Source organism: Vibrio nitrifigilis (assembly GCF_015686695.1).
In the GTDB taxonomy this organism is placed as follows: Bacteria; Pseudomonadota; Gammaproteobacteria; order Enterobacterales; family Vibrionaceae; genus Vibrio; species Vibrio nitrifigilis.
This window is the reverse complement of the sequence record NZ_JADPMR010000003.1, coordinates 456602-476132: the sequence shown is the minus strand read 5'-3', so window position 1 is coordinate 476132 and position 19531 is coordinate 456602. Positions and strand designations below refer to the sequence as shown.

General features: G+C 42.0%; 16 protein-coding genes and 1 pseudogene. 7 read left to right on the top strand and 10 right to left on the bottom strand.

From position 1 onward, the window contains the following. The first annotated feature begins 1 nt into the window (after position 1). Complete coding sequence (locus tag I1A42_RS16105) at positions 2-493, top strand: hypothetical protein (protein ID WP_196124049.1); 492 nt, start codon at positions 2-4, stop codon at positions 491-493. 269 nt (positions 494-762) lie between these two features. On the opposite strand, the gene I1A42_RS16100 is transcribed toward I1A42_RS16105, so the two are convergent. Together I1A42_RS16100 and I1A42_RS16095 are read right to left on the bottom strand one after the other, a co-directional pair. Next, positions 763-2301: a hypothetical protein gene (locus I1A42_RS16100; RefSeq protein ID WP_196124048.1), complete on the bottom strand. Its 1539-nt coding sequence runs from the start codon at positions 2299-2301 to the stop codon at positions 763-765. A gap of 2 nt (positions 2302-2303) precedes the next feature. Beyond that, positions 2304-3323: a hypothetical protein gene (locus I1A42_RS16095; protein WP_196124047.1), complete on the bottom strand. Its 1020-nt coding sequence runs from the start codon at positions 3321-3323 to the stop codon at positions 2304-2306. Between the two features lie 673 nt (positions 3324-3996). On the opposite strand from I1A42_RS16095, the pseudogene I1A42_RS16090 reads away from it, so the two are divergent. Together I1A42_RS16090 and gntR are read left to right on the top strand one after the other, a co-directional pair. Next, positions 3997-4176: pseudogene (locus tag I1A42_RS16090) on the top strand (NAD(P)/FAD-dependent oxidoreductase); the annotation flags it as partial. 140 nt (positions 4177-4316) lie between these two features. Further along, positions 4317-5321, top strand: a complete 1005-nt coding sequence (gene gntR, locus I1A42_RS16085; protein WP_196124046.1) for a gluconate operon transcriptional repressor GntR — start codon at positions 4317-4319, stop codon at positions 5319-5321. Positions 5322-5444: 123 nt separating this feature from the next. Here gntR and gntU read toward each other — a convergent pair whose 3' ends face one another. Then, complete coding sequence (gntU, locus tag I1A42_RS16080; RefSeq protein WP_161153756.1) at positions 5445-6788, bottom strand: gluconate transporter; 1344 nt, start codon at positions 6786-6788, stop codon at positions 5445-5447. Positions 6789-6946: 158 nt separating this feature from the next. On the opposite strand from gntU, the gene I1A42_RS16075 reads away from it, so the two are divergent. Beyond that, complete coding sequence (locus I1A42_RS16075) at positions 6947-7441, top strand: gluconokinase (RefSeq protein ID WP_161153906.1); 495 nt, start codon at positions 6947-6949, stop codon at positions 7439-7441. 195 nt (positions 7442-7636) lie between these two features. Next, positions 7637-8002 (top strand): YbaN family protein, encoded by a 366-nt coding sequence (locus tag I1A42_RS16070; RefSeq protein WP_161153755.1) that lies wholly within the window; start codon positions 7637-7639, stop codon positions 8000-8002. 180 nt (positions 8003-8182) lie between these two features. On the opposite strand, the gene yjfF is transcribed toward I1A42_RS16070, so the two are convergent. The 7 genes from yjfF to I1A42_RS16035 all read right to left on the bottom strand — a co-directional run bounded on the left by yjfF (position 8183) and on the right by I1A42_RS16035 (position 16715). After that, positions 8183-9181 carry a galactofuranose ABC transporter, permease protein YjfF gene (gene yjfF, locus I1A42_RS16065; protein ID WP_161153754.1) on the bottom strand — a complete coding sequence of 333 codons (999 nt, stop codon included), beginning with the start codon at positions 9179-9181 and terminating at the stop codon, positions 8183-8185. Further along, positions 9174-10202 (bottom strand): galactofuranose ABC transporter, ATP-binding protein YtfT, encoded by a 1029-nt coding sequence (gene ytfT / locus I1A42_RS16060; protein ID WP_161153753.1) that lies wholly within the window; start codon positions 10200-10202, stop codon positions 9174-9176. Before ytfT ends, yjfF begins: the two co-directional genes overlap by 8 nt. 8 nt (positions 10203-10210) lie before the next feature. Beyond that, the gene (ytfR, locus tag I1A42_RS16055; protein WP_196124045.1) at positions 10211-11707 is read right to left on the bottom strand and encodes a galactofuranose ABC transporter, ATP-binding protein YtfR; all 1497 of its coding nucleotides are present in this window, start codon (positions 11705-11707) and stop codon (positions 10211-10213) included. Between the two features lie 83 nt (positions 11708-11790). After that, positions 11791-12753, bottom strand: a complete 963-nt coding sequence (gene ytfQ / locus I1A42_RS16050) for a galactofuranose ABC transporter, galactofuranose-binding protein YtfQ (protein WP_196124044.1) — start codon at positions 12751-12753, stop codon at positions 11791-11793. 376 nt (positions 12754-13129) lie between these two features. Next, positions 13130-14119 carry an L-arabinose ABC transporter permease AraH gene (gene araH, locus I1A42_RS16045; RefSeq protein WP_230389542.1) on the bottom strand — a complete coding sequence of 330 codons (990 nt, stop codon included), beginning with the start codon at positions 14117-14119 and terminating at the stop codon, positions 13130-13132. Positions 14120-14135: 16 nt separating this feature from the next. Further along, complete coding sequence (gene araG / locus I1A42_RS16040) at positions 14136-15650, bottom strand: L-arabinose ABC transporter ATP-binding protein AraG (RefSeq protein WP_196124043.1); 1515 nt, start codon at positions 15648-15650, stop codon at positions 14136-14138. Between the two features lie 57 nt (positions 15651-15707). Beyond that, positions 15708-16715, bottom strand: coding sequence for an arabinose ABC transporter substrate-binding protein (locus I1A42_RS16035; RefSeq protein WP_196124042.1), 1008 nt, complete (start codon positions 16713-16715; stop codon positions 15708-15710). Positions 16716-17081: 366 nt separating this feature from the next. Here I1A42_RS16035 and I1A42_RS16030 point away from each other — a divergent pair, with 366 nt between their 5' ends. Beyond that, a complete protein-coding gene (locus I1A42_RS16030) occupies positions 17082-18785 on the top strand; it encodes a ribulokinase (protein WP_196124041.1) in 1704 nt (567 codons plus the stop codon). Beyond that, entirely contained in the window at positions 18778-19530 is a 753-nt protein-coding gene (gene araD / locus I1A42_RS16025; RefSeq protein WP_161153746.1) for an L-ribulose-5-phosphate 4-epimerase, read from the top strand. The genes I1A42_RS16030 and araD overlap by 8 nt, the downstream gene beginning before the upstream one ends. The last annotated feature ends 1 nt before the right edge of the window (position 19531 follow it).

Genomic DNA, 19531 nt, shown 5'->3' with positions numbered 1-19531 from the left:
AGTGAAGGTTTTATATTTCGACATGCTTAGTTTGTTCTATTCGAATGAATATTTTCACCATAATGCAAGTGTACATGCCAAGTATAAAGAATGGTTCAATACTCGAACAAAGACACTTTTAGAAATGGTCAAACCGGATTATCAGGCTATAGAAAAACTAAGAAATGCGGCATCAGAAGCGGGGCTACTACTTTACCCATTAGGGACTTTTTACAATCGAGCATACCTTATTGAACATGGTGTGTTTTCCACTGATGAATTAGCGCCTGACACAGAGTTACCCTTCAGGATGCAAATGGACGACAACGCCCCTGTGCGTCGGATGATAGCTCACGCACATGGATTGAATGCCCAATGGTACGTCTGCGGAGAAATTGGCTCTGAGGAAATATTACAACCTTATTCTGAACGTTACTTACGTTCAGAAATTGGGAAGGGCGTCACTAGTAAATTGATCTATAAAATTCGTGGATTAAAATCAGCGGATTTTTAAATTAACTTACAGGATAATGCTGATGCTTCTGAGAAAGAGACGAACTGTAGACCAGATAGCTGATTCTATCAGAAGTAGAAATCACGTTGATGATTTTCCTTTTCTTGAAAGACTTAAAGCCTTTGAGTGGTAAGGCCTTACCAGAGCAGTGCAAAACCGGGACAGCCTCAAAAATACTTGAAGGTCTGTGGTTATATCAAGAAAGGCGTACAAATGTGGGGTAGCCTTACCTAAGAACAAATAATAAGTGACTCGCGGGTGCTAATTTTTTAGCTAGCTATACTCATGGCATGACAATGAGCCAATATAAGTGTCGTGGAGACAATAGAGAGCGCGCCAATCCATACCCAAATATAAAGCTTTCTTCTCTCTGAAATAAAACGATAAGTCGTATGAAAGTATACATCATCGTTGAGAATGTTCTTCATATCTTTTTTCGTCAATACGTATTCATAGGTTTTTTTTGATTGTTCATACATTTCCCTAAATCTATCCTGATCTTGGAATGATTCAAATAGAGATAAACCAAATAGAACAGAAAAAACAAACATAGCGAAGCCGATCATAGAAATAAACAAAGGAGATCCTATAAATACAAATAGGTCAGAATAGCTATGAATGTCATTACCTTTTGAAAAAATCCTAAATAGAATTGTTGAAATAGCAAAAGTTGTAACACCGAAAACACCAGATTTAATAGAGTTCGCAATTTTTTCTGCGACCTCTCCAGCTTTCTGAGTCGTAACTCGTACTTGCTCTGCTAATTTGCTTGTTGCATCAATGTAATTCTTCACGTCATCTTTTTGTGAAAGAATAAAACTTGAATAGGCTGATGATAAAACAGGCTGATCTACGCTTAATAGGTCTTCAACATGCAATGGAATTATATTCCGCGTTACTCCCATCTTATCGACTGAACTGCCTTTATAAATCCACTTATAAAGATCCCAGAGAAAATCTGCATTAATATTTATTAGTGCGCCAAAATCATAGCTCCCAGAGATATCTTTTAATCCATTCATTCGATATTTGATAGTCTTGTCATCAATAATAGCTAAATTAGAAAAACAGCTAATAAGATATGCATTAATAAGCCCATTAAATCGAGATGCAATAACTCCTAAATCATCTGGTTGATTGCCTCTAAACTTAAAATGATCAGGTAAAAATGGCCACTCGGAAGCGTTTGCAAAATGACCTAAGTTAGCTCGTGTTCTCTTTATTTCTTCAGCACGAATAATATCAAATTTTGGGTAAGATTCGTTTGAATCAAACTCATCTTTAGGTATGAAATGAAAATATTTAGTACTAACACGCTTCTTGAAATCGCCATAAAAAACAACGGCTTGTATGCTTTCGCCATAGAAGTTAGATGAAATTTCATCGTGAAAAGACTTTAAAGATAAACTTGTAATATAGGAAGATAATTTTTCCAGACAATAAACCTTGGATATTAGAGTATGCTCATCATGCTTTTTTATCTTTTTGTATACTTCAATAACAACAGATAACTTTTCTTCTCCATCAAAATCTTCTATTATTTTTTTAAGATTTTCACTCCGTTCTAGTATTATCTCATTACTAGAGTTATTCGAAAACTCTATCGATTCATCTTCGTCATGAAAAACTTTTACCGTAACAATATCTTGGTTATTTTGAATTTCGTATATGAACGAGCACAAAGAGTCCACGTCAGCTTCGATCAACTCATGTAGCTCAAGAAAAGCAGTTAAACGCTTAAATGTTTCTGTGTGAATATCCCAGACAGAATCACAACTGCTCCAGATACCCCTTAACTTATTTAACATATTTAATTACTTTTTTTAAAGTATTCGTAACCATCTTCACTGAGTATTACGATGCCTTTTTCACCATTTTTCTCAAACGGTTGAATTAGTTGATCCAAATTGTCGACCGCATCTTTAATGTTTAATTCTATTTTATCTGTCAACATTACTGATTGCTTAACTCGCTTTGCATTAACGTTAATCATATCAACATTGAACTGAGCATCGAAGGGTCTTTTGTATGTCTTAGGGAGATTGATAAGCTTTTTAGCTAGTTCCTCAGGTTTAAAATTACTATCTAATGGCTTATGATTCTCAAAAACCACTTCAATTAACTCATTATAGGATATGGTTTGCCCACTTCTATTGCGTAGAAATGTAAGTAAATGATTTCTCAAATGTAAATAATCTGCTTTATGATTTCGTTTTACCGCTTTAAGTTGATTATCTAAGGCATCAAAAGCGTTGGCTGTATTCACGCTATCTAAACGAACTGGTGATACATCGAGAAATTTAGTCCAATAGGCTCGGGCCTTAGAAACTAATAACTGAGGTTCTTGATCTTTTTCAAACGTAATGAAAGCGGTGTTTAATGCTTTTTTGTCGACAGGTAACCCAAACAATTTTTCAAAATCTTCAGCACTAGCAACTTCTTCCTGTTCAATTTTTACCAACACAAGTATGTCTGTATTATTGTGAGGTGGTTTACAGTGAATAACTAACAAACTTCCAGGGGTTAGTTTCACTTTCATATTGGCTACTTGTGCTTGAGATGTTTGTTGCTCACTTAACAAATATCCAGCCATTGTTTTACTAAATACATCCCAATTTGAAGGGTTTATCAAATAATTTTCAAATTCAGTTTTAACATTTGAATTCGCATTAAATGTGTACTCTTGAGTTGATATATTACCTTGCGTTTGCTTTACTGCCTCTTTTGCGAATTGCTCAAAATTCTTAGTCGCAGCAGCCGTTCCTTTGAACTTTTGTGTTGTTCCGTTACCAATAAAAATATGGTAGCAACTGGTGTTAAAAATATTCATCGCTTTCTAGCCTTTAGTTTCTATTTTGGGGTGGTTATTGCGTAAATTCAACATTGGAATGTGCTATTTAAGACTACCAGTCAATGATGTTACGAACTCTAATTTATACTAATTATAAGAGTATAATCAACTAAGGTCATAAAGTCTGACTAAAAAAGAAGTTAATAATCAATCGGATCTGTTCCAGCAAGACTGGATACTTCATTAAGCGACATTATGCTTTTGAAAGTTAACTGGACTTAGATACTCAAGAGCATTGTGCCTTTCGTCCGGTTATAATCGACTTCTATACTATGATATCGTTTGATATTGAGACTAGAACTTTGCTGCCTTTGACTAAGGTTTATTGGCCTAGGTAAGTGTTGTTTAGTTTAAGAGCTCTTGTTGTACTATTATATCTCGCAAATATTCCTTTGGATTGATAAAAATACAAAGTGACTAAATATGCACAATTTATGAATGATGGATTTATTCCTTTTTCTTTTAAACCATCAACATAAAATAACACGTTTAAAAACGTACAACTTGTTTTCATGGAGAGTACGTATCTGAGGTGATGCGCTTTTGGGGATTATTTTAATGATATATCTGAAGCGAGATATCATTAAAATAATTGATGCTGAGTATTAATTATAAACTAACATTTTGACAACTGGCATACCCTGTTAGGAATACTGCTGAAGTGACGTTAGGTGGGGTGGATACTCAGTTTATCTCCTCTAAAACCATGGAATGTACCAAAGTAAAAGGGTTGTTCTTTGTTGGCGAAGTCATGGATGTAACCGGCTGGTTAGGTGGGTACAATTTCCAATGGGCATGGTCAAGCGGTTATGTTGCCGGCCAGTGGGTATAAATTGCGCCTAAACATACCCCTGTGGGGCGGTGACTGGTTGTAAAGCATAAACTATTATATGATTCATCAATTACAATGAATATGTGGTTATTCATATGGTTAGCTAAGTTACCTGTGATTCACACTAAAAATGAAAATTTATGAGCAAAAAGCGTAGACCAACGCTACAGGATGTAGCAGATCAAGTCGGTGTCACTAAGATGACGGTCAGCGGTTATCTTAAAGATCCAAATCGTGTATCGGAAAAGACACGCGAGCGGATTGCTAACGCGTTGGAATCGTGTGGTTATATTCCTAACCGAGCTCCAGAAATTTTAGCTCAATCGCGCAGTCGTGCCATTGGTGTATTAGTGCCATCGCTTACCAACCAAGTGTTTGCTGAAGTGATTCGTGGTATTGAAAAGGTGACGGGTAAGTTTTGCTATCAAACCATGTTTGCTCATTATGGTTATCGTCCCGATGTGGAAGAGGCGCGGGTTGCTTCTTTGTTGTCATACAATATCGACGGCTTATTATTATCAGAAAGTTACCACACACCTAGAACAGTTCGTATGATTGAAACTGCGGGCATACCTGTGATTGAAATGATGGATATCGCTTCTCCTTCTATGCAGCAGTGTGTGGGGTTTGATAACACCCTAGCTGCGAAAGAGATGGTGGAAGCCATGATTGCTCAAGGTCATCGCAATATTGTCTATCTAGGAGCTCGTATGGATGTTCGTACCAAGTTAAAGATGCATGGATACGAGTCTGTGATGCGCAGTGCAGAACTGACGCCGAGAGTGGTGACGACTGACGATGCTTCTTCTTTTTCCCTTGGTGCGAGTTTATTACGCAAGAGCTTGGCGTTATACCCAGATTTAGATAGTTTCTTTTGTACCAATGATGATTTGGCTGCTGGGGTTATTTTTGAGTGTCAGCGCCAGGGCATACGTGTTCCTCAAGATATCGGCGTCGCCGGATTCCACGGTCATGATATTGGGCAATCGATGGCACCGAAATTGGCCAGCGTTGTTACGCCTCGTGAGCAAATCGGTCGTATTTCAGCTACAGAACTACTAGAACGCCTCGAAGGAAAAGAGGTTGAAAAATCAATCATTAATCTAGGTTATCGGATTGATTTAGGGGAAAGTTTAAGAACGTAATATATCGAACTTATTTTGAAGAAAAGCCGCACGGCTAATGAGAGGTCTAACCGTGCGGTAAGTTGTGGAGCGTGTTTATCGACGGATTAAAGTCTCAAAGCACTTATCATTATTAGAATTTGTTTATAAGAAAAACGATACCAGCATTGCCACGATCCCGCCTGTGGTGCCTATGATAGTTTCCATAATAGTCCAGCTTTGCAGAGTCTGCTTCTCTGTTAATCCTAAATAGCGGTTTGCCAACCAAAAACCCGAGTCATTTACATGAGAAAATACAATTGCCCCACCGCCAATTGCGATGGTGATCGCAGCTAGCTGTGCGCCATCCAAGTGTAGGGCGGTTAACATTGGTGTGATCAATCCACAGGCCGTTAGCATTGCCACGGTTGCGGAACCTTGAATGACACGCACTGCTGCAGCCAAAATAAAGGCTAAGGCAACAATAGGTAGTCCAGATCCAGAAAGGGTATTACCTAGCGCAGCCCCCACACCTGAATCGATTAATACTTGTTTAAATACGCCGCCAGCACCAGTAACCAAGATAATGACACCTGCTGGTTGTAGGGCGCTACCACAGATATCCATGATCTTGTCATTTGCAATTCCTCGTTTCACCCCCAACACATAAAAAGCTAGTAAGCAGGCAAGCAAGATGGCGGTAAATGGGTGACCAAGCAATGTCAGCCAGTCATGCAGAGAAGAGTTGGGATCGACAAAGCGAGAGACGATGGTTTTTAAACCAATTAAGATCAAAGGAAACACGACAATACTAAGCGATAAAGCAAACGAGGGAATGGTTTCGCCTTCACGTTGTTGGTTGTCTGCTTGCTCGTGTTCTGGAAGCTCTACATGCACTTTCTTAGCAATGTAGCTGCCAAAAATTGGTCCACCTAAGATCATGGCTGGAATACCTGCAAGCAAACCAATAAGAATCATGTAACCAAAATCTGCATGTAACTGCGATGCGACGAGAATAGGGCCTGGAGCAGGAATCAAAAATGCCTGACATGCTGCGATACCAGCAAGAAGGGCAATACCGATTTTCATCACACTGCCGCCACCTTTGCGCACTACCGCAAAGGCAATACCAATCAGTAACACGACGGCAACGTCAAAAAACAGTGGCAGGGCGCAGATAAAACCGGTCAGACTCATTGCCCAGTGAGCTTTTTTATGTCCAAATTTACCTAATAGTGTGTGAGCAATTTGATCAAGCGCGCCCGTTTCTTCCATTACGCGGCCAAACATTGCTCCTAGGGCAACGACAACAGCAACAAACCCCAGTGTTCCTGCCATGCCTTTTTGAATGGTATCGGCAATAGTCGCGGGATTCATTCCTGAAAAAAGTCCGGCAAGCATTGATACCAGAATCAGAGAAACGATGGCATGAAGCCTCACTTTCATTACGAGAAAAAGAAGCAGTGCAATTGAGCCTATTGCCGTCAAGATCAATGTTAGATCAGACATAAGTTTACCTTTTGTTTGTATGTTAGTTTGTTCACATTTTTGTAGGTTACCGGTAACATGTTACGGGTAACGTGTTACGATGAAAACCAACAAAGATTGGAAATGAGAGAGAGGTCAATAAAGTGACTGCTGAGAAAAAAGGCAACAGCTACCTGTTTATGGGCGTTTCAAGTTGTGGTAAATCGTCGATTGGTGCTGCGGTTGCCCGTCAATTAGAAGCTAAATTTATTGATGGTGACGATCTCCATCCCAAAGCGAATATTCTTAAAATGAAATCTGGCCATCCACTCAATGATGATGATCGAGCACCGTGGTTAGAGCGAATTAATGATGCGGTGTTTAGCATTGAAATGAAACACGAAGAAGGCATCATTGTTTGTTCCGCATTGCGTCAAAAGTATCGCGACCAAATTCGTCAAGGAAATAGTAAGCTGACGTTTATTCATTTATATGGTGATTTTGAATTGGTAAAAGGAAGGATGTTGGCTCGAGAGGACCATTTTATGCCAATTGAATTATTGAAGAGCCAGTTCGAAACGTTAGAAAAGCCCACGATTGAAGAAACGGATGTTATTGAAGTCAGCATTGATGGCTCTTTTGATGATGTTGTCGCTCGTTGTGTAACCGCTATTAAACAGCATCAAACAGCATAAAATCCCCGCTAATATTTCATTTGATGGTCATGAACTCTTTCATGGTCATCATGTTTTCAATTACTTTAAATACATCACAATTAAAACAAATCATGTTGCTCCATCGGTCATTTTCCATCACGGTTCTGGCACGCTGTTGAAGTGGAGCATCTATACTGGTGGCATATTACTGCTCATGGATGACAGGTAGAGTGAATGAAACTATGGATGTATAAAGTCATTGCGATAGTCAGCTTGGGGCTTGCCTTTGCTGGTATTCTGCTCCCCGGATTGCCAGCAACAGAGTTTGTCATTCTTTGTGCATGGGCATCTGCGAAGGGTTCTCCGACTATTCATCGTTTTCTTATGTCGAAGCCATTTTTTCGAGATATGGTTGAGAATTGGCAAAATGGTAAAGTTATCTCGCGAAAAAACAAAATATTGTCTGCGATTTCAATGTTAATTTGTTTTGTGATTCTTATCGTTCATCCGGTACCGATATGGGTTATCGTGACGGCGACAAGTGGTATGTTGATTGGTAGTTACTTTATTTGGCGTCGACCTGAGCAGCGCAGCGATTGATTGCTAAAGAATCCAATATTAATGAATTGTGACGACTTACTTACCTAAAAATATCTTTCCTCAAATTCCCCCTTCTATTCACGCAAGAAAAAGCCCCCCTGGCAAGCGGACTCTTGAAACCAGAGGGGAAACAATAATAAAGATTGTTAACGTAAGGCTTTCATTGTCTAAGCGCGCTAATTAGCCAGCTCCTGCATTGAGTGTTTGAGTGGTGTGCACGACTTTGCGTTTTTCCGTCATCATAATGAGCAGTCTTTGCATTCCGATAAAACTGAATAACAAGATACCGACGATAATTTTGGTCCACCATGAACTCAGTGTGCCATCGAAGGTGATGTAGGTTTGAATGAGCCCTTGAATTAATACACCAAACAAGGAGCCAAAAACGGTACCGACCCCGCCAGTTAATAGCGTGCCACCAATGACTACGGCTGCGATTGCATCCAATTCCACACCCACTGCTGCGAGTGGATAGCCAGCGGAGGTATATATGGAGAATACGATTCCTGCTAATGTAGCTAAGGTAGTGGATAGGGTGTAAATCCCAATGGTTGTCATACGTACGGGAACGCCCATGAGTGAAGCAGAGGTTGCATTACCACCAATGGCATAGACGTTATTACCAAAACGAGTCCGATGGGCAAGTAACATGCCTGCTAAGACAACAAATAGCATAATGACAGCCAGTAAACTTAAGCGACCACCGCCAAAAATATGCCAGATTGTTCGAGATAGCTCTCGGTAAGTAGGGTGCTGAATTGGGATGGATTGTTCTGAAATTAGAAAACTGGTTCCGCGCAGAAAGAACATCCCAGCCAGCGTGACGATGAATGCTGGTATTTTTAAGGTATCGATGATCCATCCCATAAAGGCACCGAATAGTGCTCCCAGTATAAGAGCAATAATCATGGCAAGATAAGGATGAATGCCAAAATCACTGATCAGTGTCGCAATGAGCACGCCAGTAAAAGCGATGACAGAGCCTACCGATAGATCGATGCCACCAGAGAGAATGACAAAGGTCATACCAACGGCCAATATGCCTAGAAAAGCGTTGTCTGTTAGTATGTTACAAATCACTCGTGTGCTTAGGAATGCTGGGAATTGCAGCGCGCAGAAAAAATAGCCCAGTAGGAACACACAGATGGTGATGAATAGTGGGAAATGACGTTTAATCATGATGTTTCATTCTCCCTTTAATCGCACGTATAACCGCTGGAGATTGCAAGACCAGTACGACAAGCACAACAACAGCTTTAACAATCTGATTCCATTGTGGTTGGTAGCCGGAAAGCAATATACCGGTATTAATACTTTGAATGATGTAGGCACCAATTAGGGCTAAAAAGAGATTAAAGCGGCCGCCCATTAATGAGGTTCCACCAATAACCACAGCCAAAATCGCATCCATTTCTAGGTATAAGCCTGCGTTGTTGGCATCAGCACCTTGAATATCTGCCGCAACGACGATCCCAGCAATGGCTGACATGACACCACTGACAACGTACACAGACATGACGATCGCCGGTGTATGTAATCCTGCATTCTTAGCTGCGCGAATATTAATCCCTACGGATTCGATAAATAATCCGAGAGCGGTTTTCTTAGTTAATGCCCACACAGCAAGCGCTGCAAATAACATCAGCCATACTGGGGTAGGGAAATACAGCAATGTGCCACTGCCAAACCAAGCAAGCGTATCACTGGTAAAGGTAATGATTTGGCCCTTGGTTATTAATTGGGCAATCCCTCGTCCTGCCACCATTAAAATAAGCGTGGCGACGATGGGCTGAATTTTAAAAATAGCGACTAAAAGACCATTCCATAAACCGCACAAGGCTCCAGCGACAAGGCCACAGAGGAGAATAACAGTAGGGTCATAACCTTGGTGGGCCATGCTAGCCATAACTGCGCCACTGATGGCCATCACAGCACCTACCGATAAGTCGATGCCACCTGTCGCAATCACTAACGTCATTCCCACCGTTAGTAAAGCAACGGGAGCGCCACGATTGAGAATATCAATCAAGCTCCCAAAGAGCCGTCCATCTTGGATATGAATAGAGAAAAAGTTATCTGCAATAAAACTATTCACTAAAAGCAGCAAAACCAATGCTGCGATTTGTGGTGTGCCTTTGGGAAGATGGAGCAGAGGCTTGTGCCCCGACTTGGGCAAAGTAGATCGGGTTAAAATACTCATCGTTCACCTCACATTGCGATAGCTTGCATAATGGCGGGTACCGATAGATCCTCAGTGGTAATTTCTGCCACTTGCTTTCGGTCTTTCAGCACGATAATTCGATCGGCATAGCCGACTAATTCTTCAAGTTCTGAAGAGATAACTAATAGAGCTAACCCGTTTGCACATAAGCTTTCTATTAATCGAATAATCTCAGCGTGAGCACCCACATCAATACCGCGAGTGGGTTCATCGAGGATTAAGAATTTTGGCTTAGTGAGTAGCCAGCGAGCCAATAAGACTTTTTGTTGATTGCCACCAGATAAAAATTCGACAGGTTGCTCTATATTCGGCGTTTTAATGGCAAGTTGTTTGATAAACCTTTCGGTTACTTGTTCCTGCTCTTTACGCGACAATGGCCTGAACCATCCACGCTGAGCCTGAAGAGCTAAGATAATATTTTCTCGTACTGACGCCGCGCCAATAATACCGTCGGTTTTGCGGTCTTCTGGGCAATAGCCGAGTCCTAGGTGAGACGCTTGTCGTGCCGAGTGAATGGATACTACGTTATCTTGCAGTTTACATTGGCCAGAATCATTAGCTTCAATGCCAAAAATGACTTGGGCCGTTTCAGTTCGGCCTGAGCCTAATAACCCAGCTAAACCAACAATTTCTCCTGCATGCACCGCAAGGTTGAATGGCTCGATAGTCCCTTTTTTACCGTAATCAGATAATTGAATAATAGGCTTATCATGCCAAGTGGTTTTTCCTGCACGTTTGAGGGCATTCTCTTCGAGTTCTCTACCAAGCATCATTTTTACCAGCTCGATTTGTGGTAGATCCGCTGTTTCTTTTGTACCAATCAACTGGCCGTTACGCAGTACGGTAATCCGATCACTCACTTGGTAAACTTGATCAAGAAAGTGAGTAATAAAAATCAGGCTGACACCACGTGCTTTAAGTTGGCGCATGATATCAAACAGCATGTTGACTTCGTTACCATCTAAACTCGCAGTTGGTTCATCCAAAATTAAAATTTTTGCCGACATTGAGATGGCACGAGCAATGGCAATAACTTGTTGGATAGCTACGGAAAACTGATTTAAAGGAAGAGAAACGTCAATGTTTAAACCATAGCTAGTTACAATCTCTTTCGCCTTTATTTCCATGGATTTACGGTCTACAAAACCAAATCGGCGGGGTTCATGACCAATAAACAGGTTGTCCATGACTGACATGTTGGGTAACAAGTTGACTTCTTGATAGACAGTCCCAATGCCTAAGTGTTGAGCATCCGAAGTGTTTTGCGGTGAGATAGGGCGACCTTCTAACAAAATCTCCCCTGAATCTTTGTGATATACCCCAGTGAGGGTTTTGACTAGCGTAGATTTACCCGCGCCATTTTCTCCTAGCAAAGCCATAATTTCGCCTTTACGCAAAGAAAAGTCGACGTTCTGTAACGCTTTTACGCCCGGAAAAGTTTTACAGATACGCTTGGCGTTGAGTACCAGTTCTGGATTGGACATGGTAACGACTCCGTATACACCTCATATGCATGGGCATATGAGGTGGTAACCAAATAATCAATAAACAACGTGGTAACTAGGTTTTAATACCCAAGGTTCTTTTTAATTTCTAACTCTTTTGCGGCATCTTTAGGTAAGAAAAGAGTAGATTTAGTGACTATTTTTTTCGGAGGGACAATCCCTTTTTCTTTATACGAAATTAATGCATCGAAAGCTGGGCCAGCCATATTTGGTGTTAATTCTACAGTGGCATTGGTCTCACCCTTTAACATGGCGCGGAATATATCTGGCACGGCATCAATAGAGACAATTAATATATCTTTCCCTGGCTGTAATCCTGCTTCTTTAATTGCTTGGATTGCACCAATAGCCATATCATCGTTATGAGAAAATACAGCACAAATTGATTTGCCATTATTTTCCGCTTTAATAAAGCTTTCCATAACTTCCTTACCTTTGCTACGGGTAAATTCACCAGATTGAGTACGGGTAACATGAATGTTTTTAACGTCTTTAATGGTTTTATCAAACCCTTCTTTACGCTCGATTGCCACACTTGAACCAACGGTGCCTTGCAACTCTACGACATTGCAATTGTCTCTATCTTTGACCTTGTTAACCAACCAATGAGCGGCAACTTCACCTTCAAGTACGTCGTTAGCGGCAACAGAGGTCATGTATAAAGAGTTGTCATCGACATCAACGGTACGGTCAAGTAAGAACACTGGAATATCGTAGTCTTTGGCTTCTTCAAGCACCGGTTCCCAGCCAGTTTGGACTACAGGAGCAATAAATATCGCATCGACACCTTGAGCGATAAAGGATCGAACAGCTTTAATTTGGTTTTCTTGCTTTTGTTGGGCATCTGAAACTTTTAGTGTGATTCCTCGCTTCGCTGCTTCCGTTTTTGCTACGGATGTTTCAGCAGCCCGCCAGCCAGATTCTGAACCAATTTGAGAGAAACCCACGGTGAGGTTATTTGCCATCGACGCACCAGACATCAATAACGAACTGATCGCGAGGGCCAGAGTTAGTGGTTTTAACATATTGATGTTCCTATATTCTCATCCTGATTAAAATACTTATATTATTTTTACCATTAAATTATTTTTAAATTTAAAGGTATATATCGATATTTTAATTAATGGATGTTTGTTTCACGGATTAAAATAATAGTTAGGGTAGTTCTTTATAATATTTTGTTTCCATGTGAGAGTATGTCGAAATAGGTCTACTGATGGCGAGATTTGTCACATAATATTTTGGCTAGCGATATTGTCCATTTTAATAGCAAACAAAATAACATCTTGTTCACAAAAATATTTTTATAGCTAAAGGTGATAAAAAAGCTCTCTGCGAGAGGTGACAGAGAGCTTTTGGTTGGTTTACCGTGATGATTATTTTCGTGACTAGAGTTAGCCGTTAAGCACGAGATTTTTGTTTGTAACGGTCAAAGATAACCGCTGCGAGTAAAATGGCACCGCGCACTACATATTGAGCAAAAGGTGACATATTTAGTAGGTTCATTGCATTTTCTACCGTACCTAAGATAAGCACACCGGCAATGACATATGAGACTTTACCAATTCCCCCCTTAAGTGAAACCCCACCTAAAACGCAAGCTGAGATCACGACGAGCTCGAAGCCGACAGATGTCATTGGCTGACCACTAGTCATCCTAGCCGCGAGAATGACGCCAGCAAGGGCAGAAATAAAACCAGACATAGTGAATATAATCAGTTTGGTTTTTACAACATTAACACCTGCGAGTCTTGCGGCCTCTTCGTTACCCCCTATGGCTAATGTGTTGCGTCCATAAACGGTTCTATTAAGCAGAAATGCAAACACGGCAAAGGTAACGATGGTAAGCCAAATGGGCGTTGGGACCCCAATAAATGACGAATTACCCAGTGCGAAAAAGCTCTCCTCAGTAATACCCACCGCTTTACCATCTGAAATGATATAGCCAAGACCACGAGCAATTTGCATAGTTGCTAAAGTGGTAATCAGTGCATTGATCTGCAGTTTGGCAATGACAAAACCATTGAGTAAACCAAAAGCAACGCCAGAGAGTAATCCGGCGCCAACTCCGAGAATGACACTGCTGGTGGCATTGATGGCAACGGCTGTCACAACTCCCGAGCATGCAATCACAGAAGCAACAGAAAGGTCGAGGTCACCACATGCTAAACAAAATAGCATGGCACAGGCCACCATACCGCTCATAGAAATGGCTAGGCCAAGACCTTTCATATTAATGAAGGTAGCAAAGTAGGGCACAAACAGGGAGCAGAGTAAAAATAACCCTGCAAAAACCAATAACATACCGAATTTATCCCAGATATGAGCAAGATTAAATCGGTGCGATTTTTCTTCAGGTTGTGTCACTTTCGATGTACTTGAAATAGACATAAGGTTCTTCCTTTGGTTACGCCGCTGTTTTCTCTTCGCCTAACATAGCGAGGCGAAGCGCAGTTTGTTCGTTAAATTGGTTTCGTTGCAGTTCTCCTGATACGCCGCCATCTTTCATTACGAGCACGCGATCGGATATGCCGAGGACCTCGGGGAGATCGCTCGATACCACGAGTACTGTGACGCCATTTTCAGCCAGCTTAAAAATCAGTTCATAGATCTCAGATTTTGCTCCAACATCAATTCCTCTGGTGGGTTCATCAAGCAAAATGACACTCATCGCCGTTGATAACCAACGGCCAAGAATCACTTTTTGCTGGTTGCCACCAGAGAGTTCGCCCAGTTTTTGTTCGAGGGAGGCGGCCTTCACGTTGAGTGCTTTACGTTGAGTGGCTGCGTTGGTCTCTTCCCAAGAAAAATCGATCAAACTTTTGAGTTTTAGATGCCATGGGCGTGCGCTGATATTGGTATTTTCTGCCACCGAAAGGATCGGCACGATACCATCGGTTTTGCGATCTTCCGGGCATAAGGTAATGCCGGCTCGAATCGCATCTTCTGGTTTACGAATTGAGATAGGGGTGTCGTGAAGATAGAGTTGGCCACCGGTAGGTTTTTCTGCACCAAAGATTAATTTGGTTAATTCTGTGCGACCTGCTCCGACTAAACCAAATAAGCCTAAAATCTCACCTTGACGAATATCGAGTGAAACGGGAGAAGTAATTCCAGGTCCTTGAAATTCTTCGATTCGTAATCCGCTTTCACCTAAAGGTCGCGCACGATAGTTATAAATATCGTTAATTTCACGCCCTACCATGAGCTCGACTAAACGCTCATGTGTGAGGTGGGACATATCGTCGAATGTTTGCACAAGCGTGCCATCTTTAAAAATGGTGATCGCATCGCATAGAGTAAATATTTCTTCCATTCGATGCGACACATACAAAATGATCTTGCCTGCATCACGCAATTCTCTAATCACAGTGAAAAGGTTTTCAATTTCACGTTGTGACAAACTACTGGTGGGTTCATCAAAGGCAATAATCTGAGCATTACGACTCAGAGCTTTGGCTATTTCGACCATTTGCCACTGACCAATAGAAAACTCCTTCAACGGACGAGATGGATCAAAATGTTCACCAAGACGTTTTAGTTGTTCTTTAGCCATGGCATTTAACGTATCAAAATCAACACGTCCGCCTTTGGTTGGTAGTTGGCCTAAGTAGATATTTTCCGCCACGCTAAGCTCAGGAACTAGGTTGAGCTCCTGATAAATAATCGCGACACCATGGTCGAGAGCATCGTTGGCACTATGAAATACCAATTGTTGGCCATCGATATTCAAGTGGCCTTCTGTCGGTTGGTGCAAGCCACTTAATGTTTTTAGCAATGTGGATTTACCCGCACCATTTTCACCCATCAAAGCATGAATGCTGCCGCGATTGGCCCGAAAGTTAATATCAGTGAGTGCCTTCACGCCAGGGAAGTGTTTGGAAATATGACAAAATTCTAAAAATGAGGGGGAGTTGTTCATACCATCTCTCCTATGTGTGCAAACTTAGCATCAGCACGTTTGCTGATGCTAAGAGAGTTACAAGCCTTTTTTCGCAAGTTCTTGTTTGTAGTTATCACGAGTGATGAGCACCACGTCTGTGACCTCAACAAACTTCTTCGGCGCGATGCCGTCGTGAACCCATTTATAGAGAGATTCGATACTTTTATAACCGTGCACATCTGGACTTGGTAGCAGAGAACCATAAAAACCAGTTGGTTTAGATTTGGCTAATTCATTGACTGCATCGACACCATTAATACCAATTCCTATGACGTTATTGGCATTAAATCCTTGACCTTCAGTCGCACGAATACCGCCTAAAACGGTATTGTCATTCATGCCGACGACTAACCACTGTTTGACACTCGGATACTGGACAAGCAAAGAGTTGGCGGCGTCTAAAGCGCCTGGAATATCATTGGTTTTGGTTGGGACTCGGTGAATTTGATTCGCAGGAAAACCGGACTCTTGAATCGCTTTTATTGAACCATCGACACGGCGACGGGCTGTATCCAATTCATCAGCGGTAATCGCCATGACACCTGTTGAAGATTGATCCCAGCCGCGGTGTTTCATTTCTTTAATTAATTCTTCACCTTGACGATAACCAATTTGGCTAGCGGCCATCATCACTAAAGGCACGTTAGTCATCGGCTGGCCTTTTGCGTTTAAGAATTGGTCATCGACAGTGATCACTTTGAGATCGTAACTTTTGGCTTTGGCCATGATCGCAGGGCCGAGTTTTGGGTCTGGGGTGCAAATAACAAATCCTTTTGCACCACTGGCCGCTAAGGTATCTATCGCGTTTAGCGTTTTTTCACCATCAGGAATTGCCATTTTAACGACATCGAAGCCCATGTCTTTTCCGGCCTGTTCTGCAAATGACCATTCAGTTTGAAACCAAGGTTCTTCTGGTTGTTTGACCAAATAACCAAGTTTCATTGTGTCATCGTCAGAGCCAAATAGGGAAAAGGCACTGGCAGAAGCGCTGAGTAGGGTTAACCCTGACAACGCTGCAGTAGTAAGTAGGGTTTTTAGTTTCATTATTATTTATCCATTTTTAGGAATGTAGGGTGTTCCGTTGGTGATTATTTACACTGCTGTGGCACGTGGGTAGTGATAGAAATCACAGCAAAAAAATGTAGCGAATTTGTCCATTCATTTAGCTAGGACAGATATGAAGTGGATCTCGTTATAGTCATGTTCGTTCACGAACATGACATTTTGTCGCATATTAGCGTCATTTTTGTGTGATCTTGGTCAAATGGATATTTTTGGTGGTTTTTTTAAGCTAACGCACGGAATTTGTCTTGTGGCGTTTTTATCCATACTTGTAGCAGCTTGATTCATGGCTGAACGGGAGGGGCGCGGTTATAACAAATAGCAATTCCAACCATTGATGGAGCTGTCATGGACACTTTCACTACACATCAAGCTCATGTTATCGGTCTTGATTTTGGTTCAGATTCTGTACGTGCATTATTGGTTAATGCGACAAATGGCGAAGAAGTCGCCTCTGGAGTTACCTACTATCCGCGCTGGATGAAAGGTATGTACAGTAACCCTGAACAGTCTCAATTTCGTCATCACCCTCAAGACTACATTGAAGCGATGACCAGTGCAGTCAAGGATACGTTGGCACAAGTACCAGCCCAGATTGCACAATCTGTTGTCGGTATTGGTGTTGATACTACAGGTTCTACCCCTGCACCTATCGACAAGGATGGTAATGTTCTCGCGCTTCTTCCTGAATTTGAAAACAATCCTAATGCGATGTTTGTGTTGTGGAAAGATCATACTTCTGTTGAAAAAGCAGAACTCATCAATGAGTTAGCTCATGGCAACGATTTCCCTGATTACACCAAATATATCGGTGGTATTTATTCGTCTGAGTGGTTCTGGGCAAAAGCAGCTTGGATCAGTGAACAAGATGACTCAATCGCAAAAAATGCCTACAGCTGGGTAGAACTTGCTGACTGGATTCCTGCGCTGATCAGTGGTAACCAGCATCCTGATCGCTTCCGTCGTGGCATTTGTGCCGCAGGCCATAAAGCGATGTGGCATGAAAGCTGGGGTGGCCTACCTGATGAAAAATTCCTGACTGCAATATCTCCAACTTTAAGTGGGATGCGCGATCGTATGTTCGAACGCGTATATACCTCCGATGAAGAAGCTGGCCGTCTATCTGCTGAGTGGGCTGAGCGTTTTGGCTTGCCAGAAGGGATCGCTGTTGCAATTGGTGAGTTTGATTGTCACATGGGTGCTGTCGGTGCTGGTGCTGGTGCACACGATTTAGTCAAAGTTATTGGCACGTCTACTTGTGACATTTTGATGGTCGATCATGACCAAGTTGGTGACAAAACTATCCATGGTATTTGCGGCCAAGTGAAGGGGAGTGCGCTTCCTAAATTGACCGCGCTTGAAGCAGGTCAGTCTGCATTTGGTGATATTTACGCTTGGTATAAAAATCTTTTGATGTGGCCGTTGCAGCAGTGGGCCGTGCAAAATCCAGACCAAGCAGAAGCAGTGAAAGGCATCGAAGACCAATTAATTCCTCTGTTGGCAGATGCTGCACAAAATTACGAAGTCCAAGCCACCTCCCCATTAGCTATGGACTGGCACAATGGTCGTCGTACTCCGTACGCGAACCAGCGCCTTAAAGGTGCATTAACCGAGTTAAATCTTGGCTCTAGTGCACCCGCTCTTTTCTCGGCATTAGTTGAATCGACTGCTCACGGTGCAAAAGCAATTGTAGATTGCTTTGTGGACCAAGGCATGGACGTCAATCGTGTGATTGCCATTGGCGGTATTTCTCAAAAATCACCGTTTGTGATGCAGATGTGTGCTGATGTTATTGGGCGTGAAATAGCGATTGTTCGCTCTGAACAATGTTGTGCTTTGGGGGCGGCTATATTTGCGGCGGTCGTTGCGGGTGTGCACCCAGATAGCGAAACCGCACAAAAAGTGATGGCAAGTCCTATTTGTCAAACTTATCAACCTAACTCAGCAACTCAAGAGCGCCGCGAGCAACGTTATGGTGCCTATCGTGAGTTAGGCCGTCATATCGAACAAATCGAAGAATTCCACTTATCTCAGGAGCGTAGCAATGGCTGAACATGCAGTGCTAAATAACCCCCGTAGCGCTCATTTTGAGCGTATACGTCAACTTCGCCATCAGGTTTGGCAAGCCAATATGGATCTTGAACGCCACCATTTAGTGACGTTTACGTGGGGCAATGTCTCTGCGATTGATCGAGAGTCAGGTTTGGTTGTCATTAAACCGAGTGGTGTTGCGTATAGCGAGCTCTCAGCAGAAAACATGGTGGTGGTTGATCTTGAAGGTAACGTGGTAGAAGGCTCCTTGAAACCCTCTTCAGATACCGCAACCCACCTTGTGCTATATCGCGCTTACCCTGAGATAGGTGGTGTTGTTCATACTCACTCATCACACGCGACATCATGGGCTCAAGCTGGCAAACCTATTCCTGCTCTTGGTACCACACATGCGGATTATTTCTATGGTGATATTCCGTGTACTCGTGCGTTGAGTAATGAAGAAATTAAAGATGATTACGAATACAACACCGGTAAAGTCATTGTTGAAACTATTGGTGATAATGAGGCTACCGCTATTCCTGGAATCATCGTTAAAGAGCACGGTCCATTCAGTTGGGGTAAAGACGCAGCACAAGCGGTTCACAATGCTGTTGTGATGGAAGTTGTCGCAGACATGGCTCTGCAAACCCTACAGATAAATTCCAACGTTGATCATATCAATCAAGCCCTACTGGATAAGCATTACTTACGTAAACACGGCGCTAATGCTTATTACGGACAGTCCTCATCCAATAAAAAATAAT